We start from the raw sequence: 13,280 nt of genomic DNA, 5'->3' as shown, positions 1-13,280 counted from the left end.
AGCCAATCTGCAGGCCATCGGCCTGGAATCGCGGCGCCTGCCCGGATACGACCTGGAGGCCCTGGTGCGACAGGCGGCGGATGACGGCGGCTGGCTGATCGCCTATGGGCATGACGTGTCGGACCGGCCGACACCCTATGGCTGTCGCCCCGAGGACATCGACCGCCTGATCCGGCTGGCCAAGGCGGCGGGTCTGGACATCCTGCCGGTAGGCGCCGCCCTGGACCGGGTGGCGGCTTAGATTATGAACCCATAGAGGTCGTCACCCTCGGGCTTGTCCCGAGGGCCCATGGCGGCCGCAGGCCGGACTGGTGGCTGTTCTGGCTTTTGGTCAACACCATCCGCGTTCGTGGACGATGCAAGGATGGGCCCTCGGGACAAGCCCGAGGGTGACGGAGTATTTGAACGTCCCTGTGAAACCTGGGCTCGGTTGGGAGTCCAAATCCTAGGCCGCTTCCGCCGCGCGGCGGTCGGCCCAGGCGATCAGGGCCTTGCGGGGCCAGACCATCAACCAGGACCGGGCCGTGTATTCACCGCTGTCGATCAGGGCCTTGCGCGTCGGCGAGGCGGTCGAGGCGCGCAGGGTGTGGATCTCGTCCGGCCCCTGATGGACCATGAAGGCGCCGCCGTTCAGCGGATTCAGCCGCAGGTGGGCCAGGCGCGGGCTGATCTCGGTCAGGGGCGGGTCGTAGAACCAGCTTGAGCCGATCATGCCGGCCAGGTCGGGGCGGACCCGGCAGATCTCGGCCGCCGTGGCCCAGGCCCGGTTCCAGCCGTCCTCGTTGAAGTCGTCCAGGTGCCGGCTCTCGGTGTGGACCTCCAGCCAGGTCTTGCGATGGCCGGCGCGCAGATAGTCGAACAGGGCCTTGAAGCCCCAGCCTTCACGCACATGGCGGATCACCTGGCCCGGCCCCATGGGCGAGGACAGGTCGAGTACCTGGGACCGGGCGCCCGGCACGCTGAGGGCCAGGGCGAAGCGCACGTCCTTGGCCCAGAAGTCGGGATCGTAGGGTTCGACCCCCGCCGCCAGAAAGGCCGCCAGCTTCTCAAGCCAGAAAGGATAGAGGGCCAGGACCGCCGGCGGCAGACCGGCCGCCACCGCCCGTTCGGACAGGCCCAGGGCCCAGTGGGCGATCAGGCCGCGCCGCACGGCGTCGGGCGCCGCATCGCCGATCACCGCATCGACCCGGGCGGCCGGAAGGGCGAAGTCCCAGTGGGCGGCGGCCGAGGCTGCGGCTGCGGCGGCCCGATCCGCCGTGCGCCCGACCAGGGCGCGGTCATCCGGAGACAATCCGTCCAGAACGGCGTGGAATTCGGCAAACGGGGCGCGAACCTGCATGTCCATGACCACCAGGGTCGCATATCGGGGTTGGCGAACCTTTAAGTCGGCGCCGGAGCGCGCTAAACCGCCGCCACATCCTGAGAGGAGCGCCCCATGAGCATCGCCGCCCGCCTGACCGAACTGGGCATCAGCCTGCCCGAGCCCGCCAAGGCGGTCGCCAACTATGTGCCCTTCGTGCGCAGCGGCGACCTGGTCCACATCTCGGGCCAGCTGTCGAACGACGCCGCGGGCGGGGTCAAGGGCACGGTCGGGGCCGACGTCTCGCCGGAACGGGCGCAGGAAGCGGCGCGCATGTGCGGCGTCAACCTTCTGGCCCAGATGTCGGCGGCGCTGGACGGCGATCTGGAACGGGTCGTGCGGGTCGTGAAACTGGGCGGCTTCGTCCAGGCGGCGGGCGATTTCGAGGCCATTCCGGCGGTGATCAACGGCTGTTCGGACCTGATGGTCGAGGTGTTCGGCGACAAGGGCCGCCACGCCCGTTCGGCCGTGGGAGTGTATCGGCTGCCGCTGGGCTTCGCGGTCGAGATCGACGCCATCGTCGAGGTGAAGTGACCCTTCAGGTCCAGGTCCACGATTCCATCGAAGCCATCGGCCGCGCGGACTGGAACGCCTGTGCGGACCCGACGGGCGATCCTTTCGTCAGCTACGACTTCCTGCACGCCTGCGAGGCCTCGGGCAGCGCGGTTCCGCGCCAGGGCTGGGGGCCCCGGCACCTGAGCGTGCGCGACCAGGCGGACACGGTCGTCGGGGTCATGCCCCTGTATCTGAAGGGGCATAGCCAGGGGGAATATGTCTTCGACCACGCCTGGGCCGAGGCTCTGGAGCGGGCGGGCGGGCGCTACTATCCCAAGCTGCTGTCGGCCGTGCCCTTCACCCCGGTGACGGGGCCGCGCCTGCTGGCCGCCACCGACGCGGCGCGGGACGCCCTGCTGAGCGGGGCCATGGCCCTGACCGAACGGCTGGACCTGTCGTCGCTGCACGTCAACTTCCCGACCGGGGCGGAATGGACGGCCATGGGCGAGACCGGTCTGCTGCAGCGGATGGACATGCAGTATGTCTGGACCAACCGGGGCTACGGGTCGTTCGAGGACTTCCTGGCCGCCCTGTCCTCGTCGCGACGCAAGACCATCCGCCGCGAGCGGCGCGAGGCCCAGGCGGGGCTGGACATCCGCGTCCTGACGGGCGACGCGATCACCGAGGCGCACTGGGACGCCTTCTTCGCCTTCTACATGGACACCGGCGGCCGCAAATGGGGCCGCCCCTATCTGACCCGCGACTTCTTCAGCCTGATCGGCGAGGCGATGGCCGACCGGATCGCCCTGGTCATGGCCTTCCGCGACGGGGCGCCCATCGCGGGCGCCCTGAACCTGATCGGGCGCGAGGCCCTGTATGGCCGGCAGTGGGGCGCGCTGGAAGAGGTCCCCTTCCTGCATTTCGAGCTCTGCTATTACCGCGCCATCGAATTCGCCATCGAACGCGGCCTGTCGCGGGTCGAGGCCGGGGCCCAGGGCGAGCACAAGATCGCGCGCGGATACCTGCCGACCCCGGTGTTCAGCGCCCACCATATCGCCCACGAGGGACTGCGCGCGGCGGTGGCCGAATACCTGGCGCGCGAACGGCCGGCGGTCGAGGCCGAGATCACGGCCATGACGGCGGACCTGAGCCCCTATCGGCGGGGCTAGGGTTCTGAACCCATAAATTTCGTCACCCTCGGGCTTGTCCCGAGGGCCCATGGTCGCCGCAGGCTGGACCGATAGCTGTTCCAACTGATGGTGGAGACCATCCGCTTTCTAGGACGACGCCAAGATGGGCCCTCGGGACAAGCCCGAGGGTGACGGAGTTTTGAAAATCCTGATGAAAATTGAACCCGGTTATGAGTCCAGGCCCTACCCTAATCCGGCCGCACCACCATGCAGGTGACCCGGCGTTCGGCCAGGGCGCGGCAGGCGGCGACGGCGGCGTCTTCGGTCATGCCGGTGAAGCGCGAACGGCGCCATTCGCCGGCGCGCTGGATGTCGCGGCCGGCCTCGGCGAACTGGCTGCGGAAGCGGCGTCCGACCTCGGACAGCCAGTCGCGCGCCACCTGTTCGTCACGGAAGGCGCCGACCTGAACCGCCCAGCGGCCGGCGGGCCGGGCCGGGGCCGCGCGGGTCGCGGGCGCCGCCGCGCGACGGGCGGGAGCGGCGGCGGGCGCACCGTTCAGGCTGGCCGTCAGGTCGCCTGACGCCTGGACGCGAGCCTGGGACGGGGCCGGAATGACACGGTCGATCTGAGGCGGGGCGGCCGGCAGGGAGGCATAGGAGACGGCGGTCGATCCGCCCTGATCCTCGTCGCTGGCCGAGGCGTATTGCAGGGGGCCGGAATCCATCCGGGTGTCGACGCCATAGCCGCGCGCCTCGAACACCGTCTGGGCCACGGGGATCAGCTGGCCCTGGGCGCGCATCCGCTCGACATCGAAGCCGACATCCATCAGTTCGGCCACATGGGCGTTGCGTGAGGCGCTGCTGCGTCCGCCCAGGACGACGGTGATCAGCCGGCGCCCATCGCGCACGGCCGAGGCCGCCAGATTGTAGCCCGAGGCGTTGGTGTAGCCGGTCTTCATGCCGTCATAGCCGTGGCCCGAGGCCAGAAGACCGTTGGTGTTGCGATATTCGCGGCCGTTGTAGGCCCAGTCGTGAAGGCCGAAATACCGATAATACTGCGGGTAGTCGCGCATCACGGCGCGGCTGAGGACGGCCAGGTCGCGGGCGGTGGTGATCTGGCGGCTGTCGGGCAGGCCGTTGGCGTTGACGTAGCGGGTGTCGGTCATGCCCAGGTCGCGGGCCTTGACCGTCATCATGGCGGCGAAGCGGGCTTCGGACCCGCCGACGTGTTCGGCGATGGCCACGGCCATGTCGTTGGCCGAGCGCACGGCCATGGCCTTCATGGCGTCGTCCAGGGTGATGGTCTGGCCCGCGCCCAGGCCCAGTTTGGACGGCGGCTGGGACGCCGCATGAGGCGAGACGGTCAGGATGTCGTCCGGCTTGACCCGCCCTTCGGCCAGGGCTTCGAAGGTCAGATACAGGGTCATGACCTTGGTGATGGACGCCGGGTAACGGCGGCTGTCGGCGTGGCGGGCGAACAGCACCTCGCCGCTCTCGGCGTCGACCACGATGGCGGCGTATTTGACGTTCGGCGCCTGGGCCACGGGCGCGGGGCCGGGCGACGGCGTCGCGGTCAGCAGCGCCAGGGCGATGAGGGCCAGAAATCCGCGTCGGGCGAAAGCAAGCATCGGCGGGCGAAAACCTTCGTCTTACTGTGGCGCGGCGACGGCCCCCCGGCGCGACGCGTGGAAGCAACCTAGCATGGTCCATCCGGGTTTCATGGCGGTTAACGCCTCGTCAACGCAGATTTGACCGCTGTGAGTCGCCGGCCGGCGCCGCCCCCTACTCGCCCCGTTTCACCGCCCCCGCGAAGGTCTTCCAGCTGAGTTTCGCGTCGGACAGGGCGCCGGCGCGGAAGGCGCGGCCGGCGATCAGGACCATCAGGACCGCGAAGGCGAACATGCCCGCCATGGCCCCGATCACCTCGATCATCGGCGGGTCGGACGGCATCCGGGCGATCATCAGGAAGGGGGTGAAGAAGGGAATCCACGATAGGATGCGGACCACCGGCGCGTCGGGCGACATCAGCGCCATCTGCATGGTCAGCATCGGCACGATCAGCACCATCATGATCGGCCCCATCAGGGTCTGGGCGTCGCGCGGCGTCTCGCAGAAGGCGCCGATGGCCGCGAACAGCACCGCATACATCAGATAGCCGCCGACCATGAAGGCCGCGAAATAGCCCAGCATGCCGCCGTGCAGCAGCACCTGCCCGACATCGGCCGCCTGGCTGGGGGCGAAGTTGAGCAGGCCCGCCGCCCCGATCCCGCCCCAGGCCGCCAGCACCGTCAGGGTCAGCAGCGCCACCCCCAGAACCTTGCCGGTCAGGATCTCGGACGCCGAGGCCGAGGACAGCAGCACCTCCAGGATCTTGTTCGACTTCTCCTCCATCACGCTGTTCAGCAGGATCGAGGCGCCGGTGATGATCAGCGACCACAGCAGGAAGCCCGAGGCCAGGCCGATGATGGCCGGCAGCTTGTCGCGGAAGGACACCTCTCCGCCGCTGGCCGACTTGGGCGAGAAGACCGTCACCTCGGGCCGGAAGCGTTCGGCCGCCTCGACCACCGAGGGGTCGATGCCCGCCCCCTCGAACACCGCCATCCGGTTGGCCGAGCGCAGGGCGTCGCGGACGAAATCCTCGACCGTGTCGTCGGTGGCCCGGGCGGTCCAGACCCGCGCCGTGGGCTGGTTTTCGACCCGGTTCAGGAAGACCACGGCGTCCAGCCGCCGGTCCTTGGGCGTCTCGTCGGTCAGCCAGCGGCGCACGGCGGCGTCGCGCGCCTCGCCCGGCGCGGCGGCCAGGATGTCGGCCGGGGTCTCGACCAGCTTCAGCCTCTGGCGCGACAGAGAGGCCATGGCGCCCGAGGCGGCGGTCGTCTCGGGCGGGGTTCCGGTGGTCCTGGCGGCGGCCTCGGCCGCGGCGCGGGTGCGCTCGGCCCGGCGGTCGGCGTCGCGCTTCAGGGCGTCCTGCACGGCGGCGGCCAGGCCTGTCGCGGCGGGCCCCTCCTCCACCACCGCCACGGCGCGGACGGGCTCGGACGAACGGATCAGCACAGGCACGGCGCCGCCCAGGACGGCGAACAGCGGAAAGGCCAGCAGCGACAGCCAGAAGCCGACGGTGCGGGCGTAGGCGGCGTATTCTCGTCGCGCGATCAGCAGGGTGCGGTTCATCGGCCGGCCTCCGGCGTCATCGACTGGTCCTGGTCGGGATTGTCCCCGGTCAGGCCGATGAAGGCGTCATGCAGGCTGGGTTCCTTCAGCGAGAAGCCGCGCACGTCCAGCCCGCCCAGGAAGGCCGCCTTCAGCGCCGCCTGTCCGCCCGAGCCGGCGCCCAGGGTGGCGCGCAGGACCCGCGCCCCATCGGCCTCCGACACCGTCTCGACCCCCGCCACGCCGGGCAGGGCCGCCACCGCCTCGGGCGTGATGGCGCCGGTCAGCTCCAGCACCTGGCGCGAGGTGGCCCGCGCCTGGTCCACCGTGCCCTCGAACGCCTTCTTGCCACGGGCCAGCAGCACCACCTTGTCGCACAGACGCTCGGCGTGCTGCATCACGTGGGTCGAGAACAGCACGGTGGCGCCGTCGGCCGCCAGGCCGCGGATCATCGCCTCCAGCCCCTGCTGGTTCATCGGGTCCAGGCCTGAGAAGGGCTCGTCCAGGATCACGAACTCGGGCCGATGGATGACCGAGGCGATCAGCTGGACCTTCTGGGCCATCCCCTTGGACAGGGATTTCATCGGCTTCTTCAGCGACCCGCCCAGGCCCTGGGCCGTCAGCTGTTCGCGGGCGCGACGCCGCCCCTCGCCCGCCGACAGCCCCTTCAGCGATCCGAAGAAGGCGATGGCGTCGACCGGGGTCATCTTCTTGTAGAGGCCACGCTCCTCGGGCAGGAAGCCGATCCGGTCGCGCACGCGCCGACCATCCTCGGCCCCCAGGATCTCGATCCGCCCCGACGACGCCGGCTGCAGGCCCAGGATCATGCGGATGGTCGAGGTCTTGCCCGCCCCATTGGGACCCAGGAAGCCGCAGATCGACCCCCTGGGCACCTCGAAACTCAGGTCCGACACGGCCTGGAAATGGCCGTACCGCTTGCTGACCCGATCCAGCGTCAACGCCGCCGTCATGCACCCTCCCTCGGACTTGGGCGACAGACTAGCAAGCGAGGTCGGAAGGAGGCCAGAGACGATGCGGTCCCTGGCCCCTGTTTCCGTCGGACTCGGCCGTCAGTTCAGGACCGGCAGGTCGATGTAGGAAGCGTCCTGGCCGTCGTGATGCACGGCGTTGTCGGCGATCACGCCCTGGCTTTCCGTCTCGTTCGGCCCGCCGGTGTTCAGGTTGCGGACGAATTTCGGGAAGTTGGAGCTGGTCACCTCCACCCGGATGCGGTGCCCCGGCTGGAAGGTGTTGCTGATGGTGATCGGGGTCGGCTGGACCGTGGCCACCTGGCCGGGGGTCAGCATCGTCGGCTGGTCATAGCCGTTGCGATACCGGGCCCGCATGATGGTGTCGCCCAGGATATAGGCCGTTCCGTCCGGCGCCACGTCCACCAGCTTGACCGCGAAGTCGGTGTCCGGGGCCGAGGACGAGACCTTCAGCACCGCATCGACGAAGCCGGTGACCTGCATCGGCTCGGTCAGGGGCTCGGACGTATAGACCAGCACATCGTTGCGGGCCTCGATCTGACGCTGGTCGAAGGCGCCGGCGATGACCAGGCCGCCGTTGCAGCAGTCGCCGCCGCCGATGGTCTGGACCGGGTTCATCGGGTCGTAGCGATAGCGGTCGGCCCGCTCGCCGGCCAGCGGCGCGTCGAAACTCAGCCGCCCGTCGCCGTTCAGGCTGTTGGCCGCGCCGTCCGAGCGCAGATACATCCGCACGGTCTTGACCCCGGCCGGCGGCCACTGGGCCGCGGTGCGCCAGGCGTTCTCGCCCATGTTGAAATACTGGACGTGCGGCGTGCTGTCGGGGAAGGCGCGCCGGTCGCCCTTCAGCCAGCGGTCGAACCAGGCGTGGACCATGGCGTCGCTGTCCAGGCTGGCGTCGCCTAGGTCGCGGTCGCCCGAGCGGAAATTGGCGTTCAGCCCGGCGAAGGCGCAGTGGTTGTTCGGCCCGACGACGGCGAACTGATTGGCGGCCGCCTCGGGATCCTCGGTGGTCGAACGGGCGTGGTTGAACAGCTCCATGTTCGGCCCGATGGAGACGTCATACCAGCTGTTGAACCACAGGGCCGGGACGCCCCACCCCATGTCGTCGTGATACAGGCCGCCCTGGCGCCAGGCCGGGTCGGCCGGAGTGCGGACGATCAGTTCCTCGAAGGTGGCGGGCGGCTCGCCCAGGTCGGACAGCAGATCGCTGATGGGCAGGTGGCGGATCTGGTTGGGCCAGTTCACCTGGGGCTTCTTGGCGTCCAGATCATTGTAACCCGCCACGCGGGCGCGCATCGGCTGATCCATGTCGGCCGGGATCTGGGCCCGCAGCGGATTGTCGACGCCGTAAAGCCAGACGAAGAACAGGTTGCGCGGCACACCGCCGGTGTACCAGTTGCCCTGTTCCTGGAAGCGGCCGACCTTGCCGATGCCGGCGCCGGAGGCCTGGGGCACCATGGCGGCGTGGGCGGGGTGGTTCTGGGCCGCCAGGGCCAGCTGCCATTCGGCCGAGGACGAGCAGCCCAGGGTCCCGACCTTGCCGTTCGACCACGGCTGGGCGGCGATCCAGGTCAGGGCGTCATAGCCGTCCGTCTGGGGGTAGCCCAGGATCTGATAGTCGCCGCCCGAGAAGTAGCGGCCGCGCTCGTTCTGGACCACGAAGGCATAGCCGCGGCTGACCCAGGACAGGGCGTTGCGCGCCGTGCGCGGATTGGCCCCCAGCTCGTTGTAGGGGGTCCTCCAGAAGACGGTGGGCAGAGGCCCCTGGGCGTTGCGCGGGCGATAGACATTGGTCGCCAGGCCGACGCCGTCGCGCATCGGCACCATCACGGCCATCTGCACCTCGGCGATGCGGGCCAGTTCGGTCTGGGCGGCGGCGTCGCTGTAGCGGCTGTAGTCCTGGGCCGTGGCGGTGATCGGGGTGGCGGCCAGAACACCCGCGACGACGGCGGCGACGAAACGATTCATGCGAACTTCCTCCCGTTGGCGGCGGGACGTTAGGCCGAACCGTGGCGGCGCCGCAACGCGCCTTTTGGAATCAGGAGACGGCGATCGCGGTTGGGAAACTGCGTCCCACCACCTTGGCGGGATTCACCTGTGCGCCGTGGCGACGCACCTCGAAATGCAGGTGCGGGCCGGTCGAATAGCCGGTGGAGCCGACCAGGCCGATGCGCGTCCCCTCGCCCACCGCCTGACCCGAATGGACGTCGATCCGGCTGAGGTGGCCATATAGGGTGGTCATGCCATTGGGGTGGCGCACCTCGATGAACCGGCCGTAGCCGCCGGCGTCATAGCCGGTGCGGACGACCTGGCCCTCTGCGGCGACGAAGACCCCCGTGCCCATCGGCGCGGCGATGTCGACGCCCTTGTGCGCCCGGGCGCGCGCCTCGATCGCCAGTTTGCGCAGGCCGAAGGCGGAGGTGATGTCGTGGCCCTTCACCGGCGCCTGGAAGGCCAGTTGCCGCATCACCGGGCCGGCGGCCTCGGCCACGGCCTGGACCGGCGCCGCCACCGGCCGGGCGGCGGCCTCGGCGTCGAAACCCTCGGGTTGGGGCGCGGCGGCCATGGCCATGACCGCCAGTCCGCCCAGGGCGGCCAGCTGGACAGCGGTCTGGCCCGAATGGACCAGGAATGTCCGGGCGGACGGCAACAGGCGTCGCATTCGGCGGCGTCTCCGGCTTCGGCTCCCAGGAGCAGGAAAGGACGCGGGGGCGAAGGCAGGCCCGCACACAGGCGGGCGCCGGCCGCGTCGGAAGACGGCGTTTCTAACGATCCATGGGGCGAGATTGGGGCTGGTTCCACGCAGCCGGGGCGGCGCATCGCCGCAGGCGCGAAAAAGGGGCTCGGTGCGGGACCGCGCCCCTCGTTCGGCTGTCCGTCAGCCGGATTTAGAGCGGCAGACGCAGGGTGATGGCGCCCATGTGGCTGTCGGCATGGTCGCCGAAGCGGCCGCGATAGCCGACCTCGACCTGGAACGGTCCCATGTCGCCGGTCAGGCCCGCCGAGGCGGTGACCTGGCCGCCGAACGGATCATCGACCGACCGCGACAGGATCTGGGCGGTGTTGCTGAGGATGCCGACGCGCACCGGGTTGTCGGAATCGCTGATCGAGTCGCGATAGCCGCCTTCGGCATAGACATTCCAGCCGCCCAGGTCGGCCTCGGCCCGCAGGCTGATCTCGGCGAAGGCGCCGTCGACCGTGCGGTCCTGATACGACAACTGGGCCGCGACGCCCTGTTCGACATAGCCGTTGACGTCGCTGGACACCCAGGTGACGGCGGCGCGGGGCGACAGGGCCAGGCCGCCCATGTCCCACCACATGCCCGCCTGCAGCCGCGCGCCCTTGGACACGCCGGCGGTCGAGCCCGAATGGATGATCGGCGCCAGGGAGGTCATCCGCTCGATGTCGTTGTAGTCGTCGTTCGACACGCCGGCGGCGGCGTTGACGAAGACATCGCCCGAACGGAAGCCGGCATAGACGTCCAGGCCCAGCGAGTTCAGGGTGAAGCTGTGGCCCGCGCCTTCGACGTCGGCCACGCGCCAGGCGCCGGCCATGCCGAAGCGCAGGGTCTCGGTCCCGCTTTCCAGCGCCATCCGCACGCCCTTGCCGTCCGAACGGGCGGCGCCGACCACGCCGCGCGCGTCGATGTCGGTCTTGTCCATCAGGCCGGTCACGCTGATGCTGGTCTGGGCGGCCCAGGTCGCGCGACCGGACAGGGCGTCGGTGGCGTCCGACAGGCTGTCCTGGCGATGACGCGAGGCCGTCTCGCCCTGGTGCGTCGTATTGGCGCCGTGGTCGCCATAATACAGGTAATCATCCGCCAGGGCGGCCAGGATCTGATGCCCGCGCCCGGTCGGGTGCACCCCGTCCAGATAGAAATAGGTGTCCGGTGTCGAGCACAGCGTCAGCTGCTGCTGGTTGAAGCAGGCCGTGGTGACATTGGTCAGGCCGAAGGCGCCGGGGTTGGCGATGATGGTGTCCCCGATCTTGAAGATGTCCATCATGATGATGTTGGTGTTCGGCCGGGCGGCGGCGGTGGCGGCCAGGCCGGTCGTCAGGGCGGTGTTGAAGGTGGTCACCGCATAGTCGGCCAGGGGCGCGGCCGCCTGGCCCCGGAATTGGGGCGTGATGCTGAGTTTCGGCAGGTTGGTGACCAGGACCGTCCCGGCGCCGGACTGGGCCACGCGATTGACGATCTGGTTCACGTCGGCCGCGGCGGCGGTCGAGACGGGCGAGATCGCCGCCAGCGGATTGGCCGAGGCGCCGGCGGTCGGCAGGGCCTGGAAGATGTTGTTGGCGCCGCCCAGGACGCTGACCAGGCTTCCCGAACTGAAGGTTCCGCCGCGCGCCAGATAGGCGTTCAGCTGATCCATCATGCCCGGAGGCGAGCCGGGCCGCGTCTCCAGCCCGGTCACGGCGCCGCCGAAGGCCGCGTTCACATTGCCGGCGATGTTCAGCGAGGGATCCAGCGGACCAAAGACATTGAAGCCGATCTTCTGGGTCGTGAAGCCCAGTTGCTCGGTGAACACCGGCCCGGTGGAGAAGCGGCCCTGCCAGTAGAAGGGCGCCGGCGGCTGGGCCCCGCCGGTGATCGCATAGAGGTTGCCGTTGTCGCTGAGGCTGTCGCCGAAGACGACCAGGCGGTCATAGGACTGGGCGTTGGCGGCGCCGGCCACGGCGCAGGCCGCGGCGACGGTCAGCGCGGCCGCGGCGGCCGAGCGAAGAAGGCTGGACATGGTGTTTCCTCCGAAGACCGACGATTTGCGGTCATTGAGGTCCACTGTGCGCCGGTTTTCGCCCGGCGCAAGATGCCGCTGCGTCACCTTTCAATGCAGCAGGCGGAACCGAAGCGTCCCCGCCACAGTCTTCAGGGCCGTCAGGGCCTGCGGATCATAGTCGCGGTCCACATCGGTGATGACATAGCCGGTGCGTTCATCCGTCTTCAGATGCTGGCCCAGGATATTCAGCCCGGCGGCGCTGAGCGTCTGGTTCAGTTCGGCCAGAACGCCCGGCTGATTCCGGTGGATGTGCAGGATGCGGTGACCGCCCGTCACCTCGGCCAGCTGCACGTTCGGCAGGTTGACGCAGAAGGTGGTGTCGCCCCGGTTCAGATAGGCCAGCAGCCGGTCGGCCGCGAACTCGGCGATGGCCTCCTGGGCCTCTTCGGTCGAGCCGCCGATGTGCGGCGTCAGGATGACATTGCGGCGGCCGCGCAGGGGGCTGTCGAACGGGTCGGCGTTGGTGCGCGGCTCCTCGGGGAAGACATCGACCGCCGCCCCGCCCAGGCGGCCCGCGTCGATGGCGGCGGCGAGGGCGTCCACGTCCACCACATGCCCGCGCGACAGGTTCAGCAGCAGGGCGCCGGGCTTCATCATGGCCAGCTGCGCCGCCCCGATCAGGGCCGTGTTCTCGCCGCGCCCGTCGACATGCAGGCTGACCACGTCGCTTTCGGCCAGCAGGGCGTTCAGCGACCGCGCCCGGCGCGCATTGCCCAGGGCCAGCCGCTCGGTCAGGTCGTGGAAGACGACCCGCATCCCCAGCCCCTCGGCCAGGACCGACAGCTGGGAGCCGATGGCGCCGTAGCCGACCAGGCCCAGGGTCTTGCCGCGCAGTTCGCGCGATCCGGCCGCCGACTTGTTCCAGACGCCGCCATGCATGGCCGCCGACTTGTCCGCCACGTCGCGCATCAGGGCGATGGTCAGTCCGACCGCCAGTTCGACCACCGAACGGGTGTTGGAATAGGGGGCGTTGAACACAGCCACCCCGCGCGCGGCCGCCGCCGCCAGGTCGATCTGGTTGACCCCTATGCAGAAGGCGCCGACGGCCAGCAGGCGGTCGGCCGACGCCAGGGCGCGCGCCGTCACCTGGGTCTTTGAGCGGACGCCCAGCACATGGACCCCCTTCAGCCGCTCGATCAGGGCCGCCTCGTCCAGGGCCCCGGCCTCGGTCTCGACGGTGTAGCCGGCGTCTTCCAGCCGTTCCACGGCGGCGGGATGGACATTTTCCAGCAGCAGGATGCGGATGCGGCTGGGCGGATAGGAGAAACGGCCGCGCTCGCCCTCCGCATGCAGCAGTTCGTCCATGGAGGCGGCCACGGCGTCGGCGGCGGCCATGACCGGCGCCCGACGGGCGATCTCGGTGAAGGCGTAGAAGCGG

General features: G+C 69.8%; 10 protein-coding genes and 1 pseudogene. 3 read left to right on the top strand and 8 right to left on the bottom strand.

All coding sequences use genetic code 11. From position 1 onward, the window contains the following. Positions 1-241, top strand: a pseudogene (locus tag KF910_RS09895) (polysaccharide deacetylase); the annotation flags it as partial. A 204-nt stretch (positions 242-445) separates the two neighbouring features. On the opposite strand, the gene KF910_RS09890 reads toward KF910_RS09895, so the two are convergent. Beyond that, complete coding sequence (locus KF910_RS09890; protein ID WP_292261285.1) at positions 446-1,339, bottom strand: hypothetical protein; 894 nt, start codon at positions 1,337-1,339, stop codon at positions 446-448. Between the two features lie 96 nt (positions 1,340-1,435). Here KF910_RS09890 and KF910_RS09885 point away from each other — a divergent pair, with 96 nt between their 5' ends. Both KF910_RS09885 and KF910_RS09880 read left to right on the top strand, forming a co-directional pair. Further along, complete coding sequence (locus KF910_RS09885) at positions 1,436-1,894, top strand: RidA family protein (RefSeq protein WP_292261283.1); 459 nt, start codon at positions 1,436-1,438, stop codon at positions 1,892-1,894. Continuing rightward, on the top strand, positions 1,891-3,024 hold the full coding sequence (locus tag KF910_RS09880; protein WP_292261280.1) for a GNAT family N-acetyltransferase: 1,134 nt from the start codon (positions 1,891-1,893) through the stop codon (positions 3,022-3,024). The genes KF910_RS09885 and KF910_RS09880 overlap by 4 nt, the downstream gene beginning before the upstream one ends. A gap of 209 nt (positions 3,025-3,233) precedes the next feature. Here the strand turns inward: KF910_RS09880 and KF910_RS09875 are convergent, their stop codons facing one another. The 7 genes from KF910_RS09875 to serA all read right to left on the bottom strand — a co-directional run bounded on the left by KF910_RS09875 (position 3,234) and on the right by serA (position 13,207). Continuing rightward, positions 3,234-4,613 (bottom strand): D-alanyl-D-alanine carboxypeptidase family protein, encoded by a 1,380-nt coding sequence (locus tag KF910_RS09875; protein ID WP_292261277.1) that lies wholly within the window; start codon positions 4,611-4,613, stop codon positions 3,234-3,236. Between the two features lie 154 nt (positions 4,614-4,767). Further along, on the bottom strand, positions 4,768-6,156 hold the full coding sequence (locus tag KF910_RS09870) for an ABC transporter permease (protein WP_292261275.1): 1,389 nt from the start codon (positions 6,154-6,156) through the stop codon (positions 4,768-4,770). Next, positions 6,153-7,106, bottom strand: coding sequence for an ABC transporter ATP-binding protein (locus KF910_RS09865; RefSeq protein ID WP_292261273.1), 954 nt, complete (start codon positions 7,104-7,106; stop codon positions 6,153-6,155). The genes KF910_RS09870 and KF910_RS09865 overlap by 4 nt, the downstream gene beginning before the upstream one ends. A 99-nt stretch (positions 7,107-7,205) precedes the next feature. Then, on the bottom strand, positions 7,206-9,092 hold the full coding sequence (locus KF910_RS09860; protein ID WP_292261270.1) for a CocE/NonD family hydrolase: 1,887 nt from the start codon (positions 9,090-9,092) through the stop codon (positions 7,206-7,208). Between the two features lie 70 nt (positions 9,093-9,162). Next, the gene (locus KF910_RS09855) at positions 9,163-9,786 is read right to left on the bottom strand and encodes a M23 family metallopeptidase (protein WP_292261267.1); all 624 of its coding nucleotides are present in this window, start codon (positions 9,784-9,786) and stop codon (positions 9,163-9,165) included. 226 nt (positions 9,787-10,012) lie between these two features. Then, complete coding sequence (locus KF910_RS09850; protein WP_292261265.1) at positions 10,013-11,860, bottom strand: autotransporter domain-containing protein; 1,848 nt, start codon at positions 11,858-11,860, stop codon at positions 10,013-10,015. A 90-nt stretch (positions 11,861-11,950) separates the two neighbouring features. Beyond that, positions 11,951-13,207 (bottom strand): phosphoglycerate dehydrogenase, encoded by a 1,257-nt coding sequence (gene serA, locus KF910_RS09845; protein WP_323805636.1) that lies wholly within the window; start codon positions 13,205-13,207, stop codon positions 11,951-11,953. Positions 13,208-13,280 lie beyond the last annotated feature (73 nt).

Origin of the sequence: Brevundimonas sp. (genome assembly GCF_019636155.1) — a bacterium.
In the GTDB taxonomy this organism is placed as follows: domain Bacteria; phylum Pseudomonadota; class Alphaproteobacteria; order Caulobacterales; family Caulobacteraceae; genus Brevundimonas.
This window is presented reverse-complemented; position numbering and strand designations above follow the sequence as displayed.

What these genes read in the sequence shown, in the direction of transcription:
- KF910_RS09890 (WP_292261285.1), bottom strand. Translation starts at nt 1,339, where the DNA reads ATGCAGGTTCGCGCCCCGTTTGCCGAATTCCACGCCGTTCTGGACGGA.
- KF910_RS09885 (WP_292261283.1), top strand. Translation starts at nt 1,436, where the DNA reads ATGAGCATCGCCGCCCGCCTGACCGAACTGGGCATCAGCCTGCCCGAG.
- KF910_RS09875 (WP_292261277.1), bottom strand. Translation starts at nt 4,613, where the DNA reads ATGCTTGCTTTCGCCCGACGCGGATTTCTGGCCCTCATCGCCCTGGCG.
- KF910_RS09870 (WP_292261275.1), bottom strand. Translation starts at nt 6,156, where the DNA reads ATGAACCGCACCCTGCTGATCGCGCGACGAGAATACGCCGCCTACGCC.
- KF910_RS09865 (WP_292261273.1), bottom strand. Translation starts at nt 7,106, where the DNA reads ATGACGGCGGCGTTGACGCTGGATCGGGTCAGCAAGCGGTACGGCCAT.
- KF910_RS09860 (WP_292261270.1), bottom strand. Translation starts at nt 9,092, where the DNA reads ATGAATCGTTTCGTCGCCGCCGTCGTCGCGGGTGTTCTGGCCGCCACC.
- KF910_RS09855 (WP_292261267.1), bottom strand. Translation starts at nt 9,786, where the DNA reads ATGCGACGCCTGTTGCCGTCCGCCCGGACATTCCTGGTCCATTCGGGC.
- KF910_RS09850 (WP_292261265.1), bottom strand. Translation starts at nt 11,860, where the DNA reads ATGTCCAGCCTTCTTCGCTCGGCCGCCGCGGCCGCGCTGACCGTCGCC.
- serA (WP_323805636.1), bottom strand. Translation starts at nt 13,207, where the DNA reads ATGGACGAACTGCTGCATGCGGAGGGCGAGCGCGGCCGTTTCTCCTAT.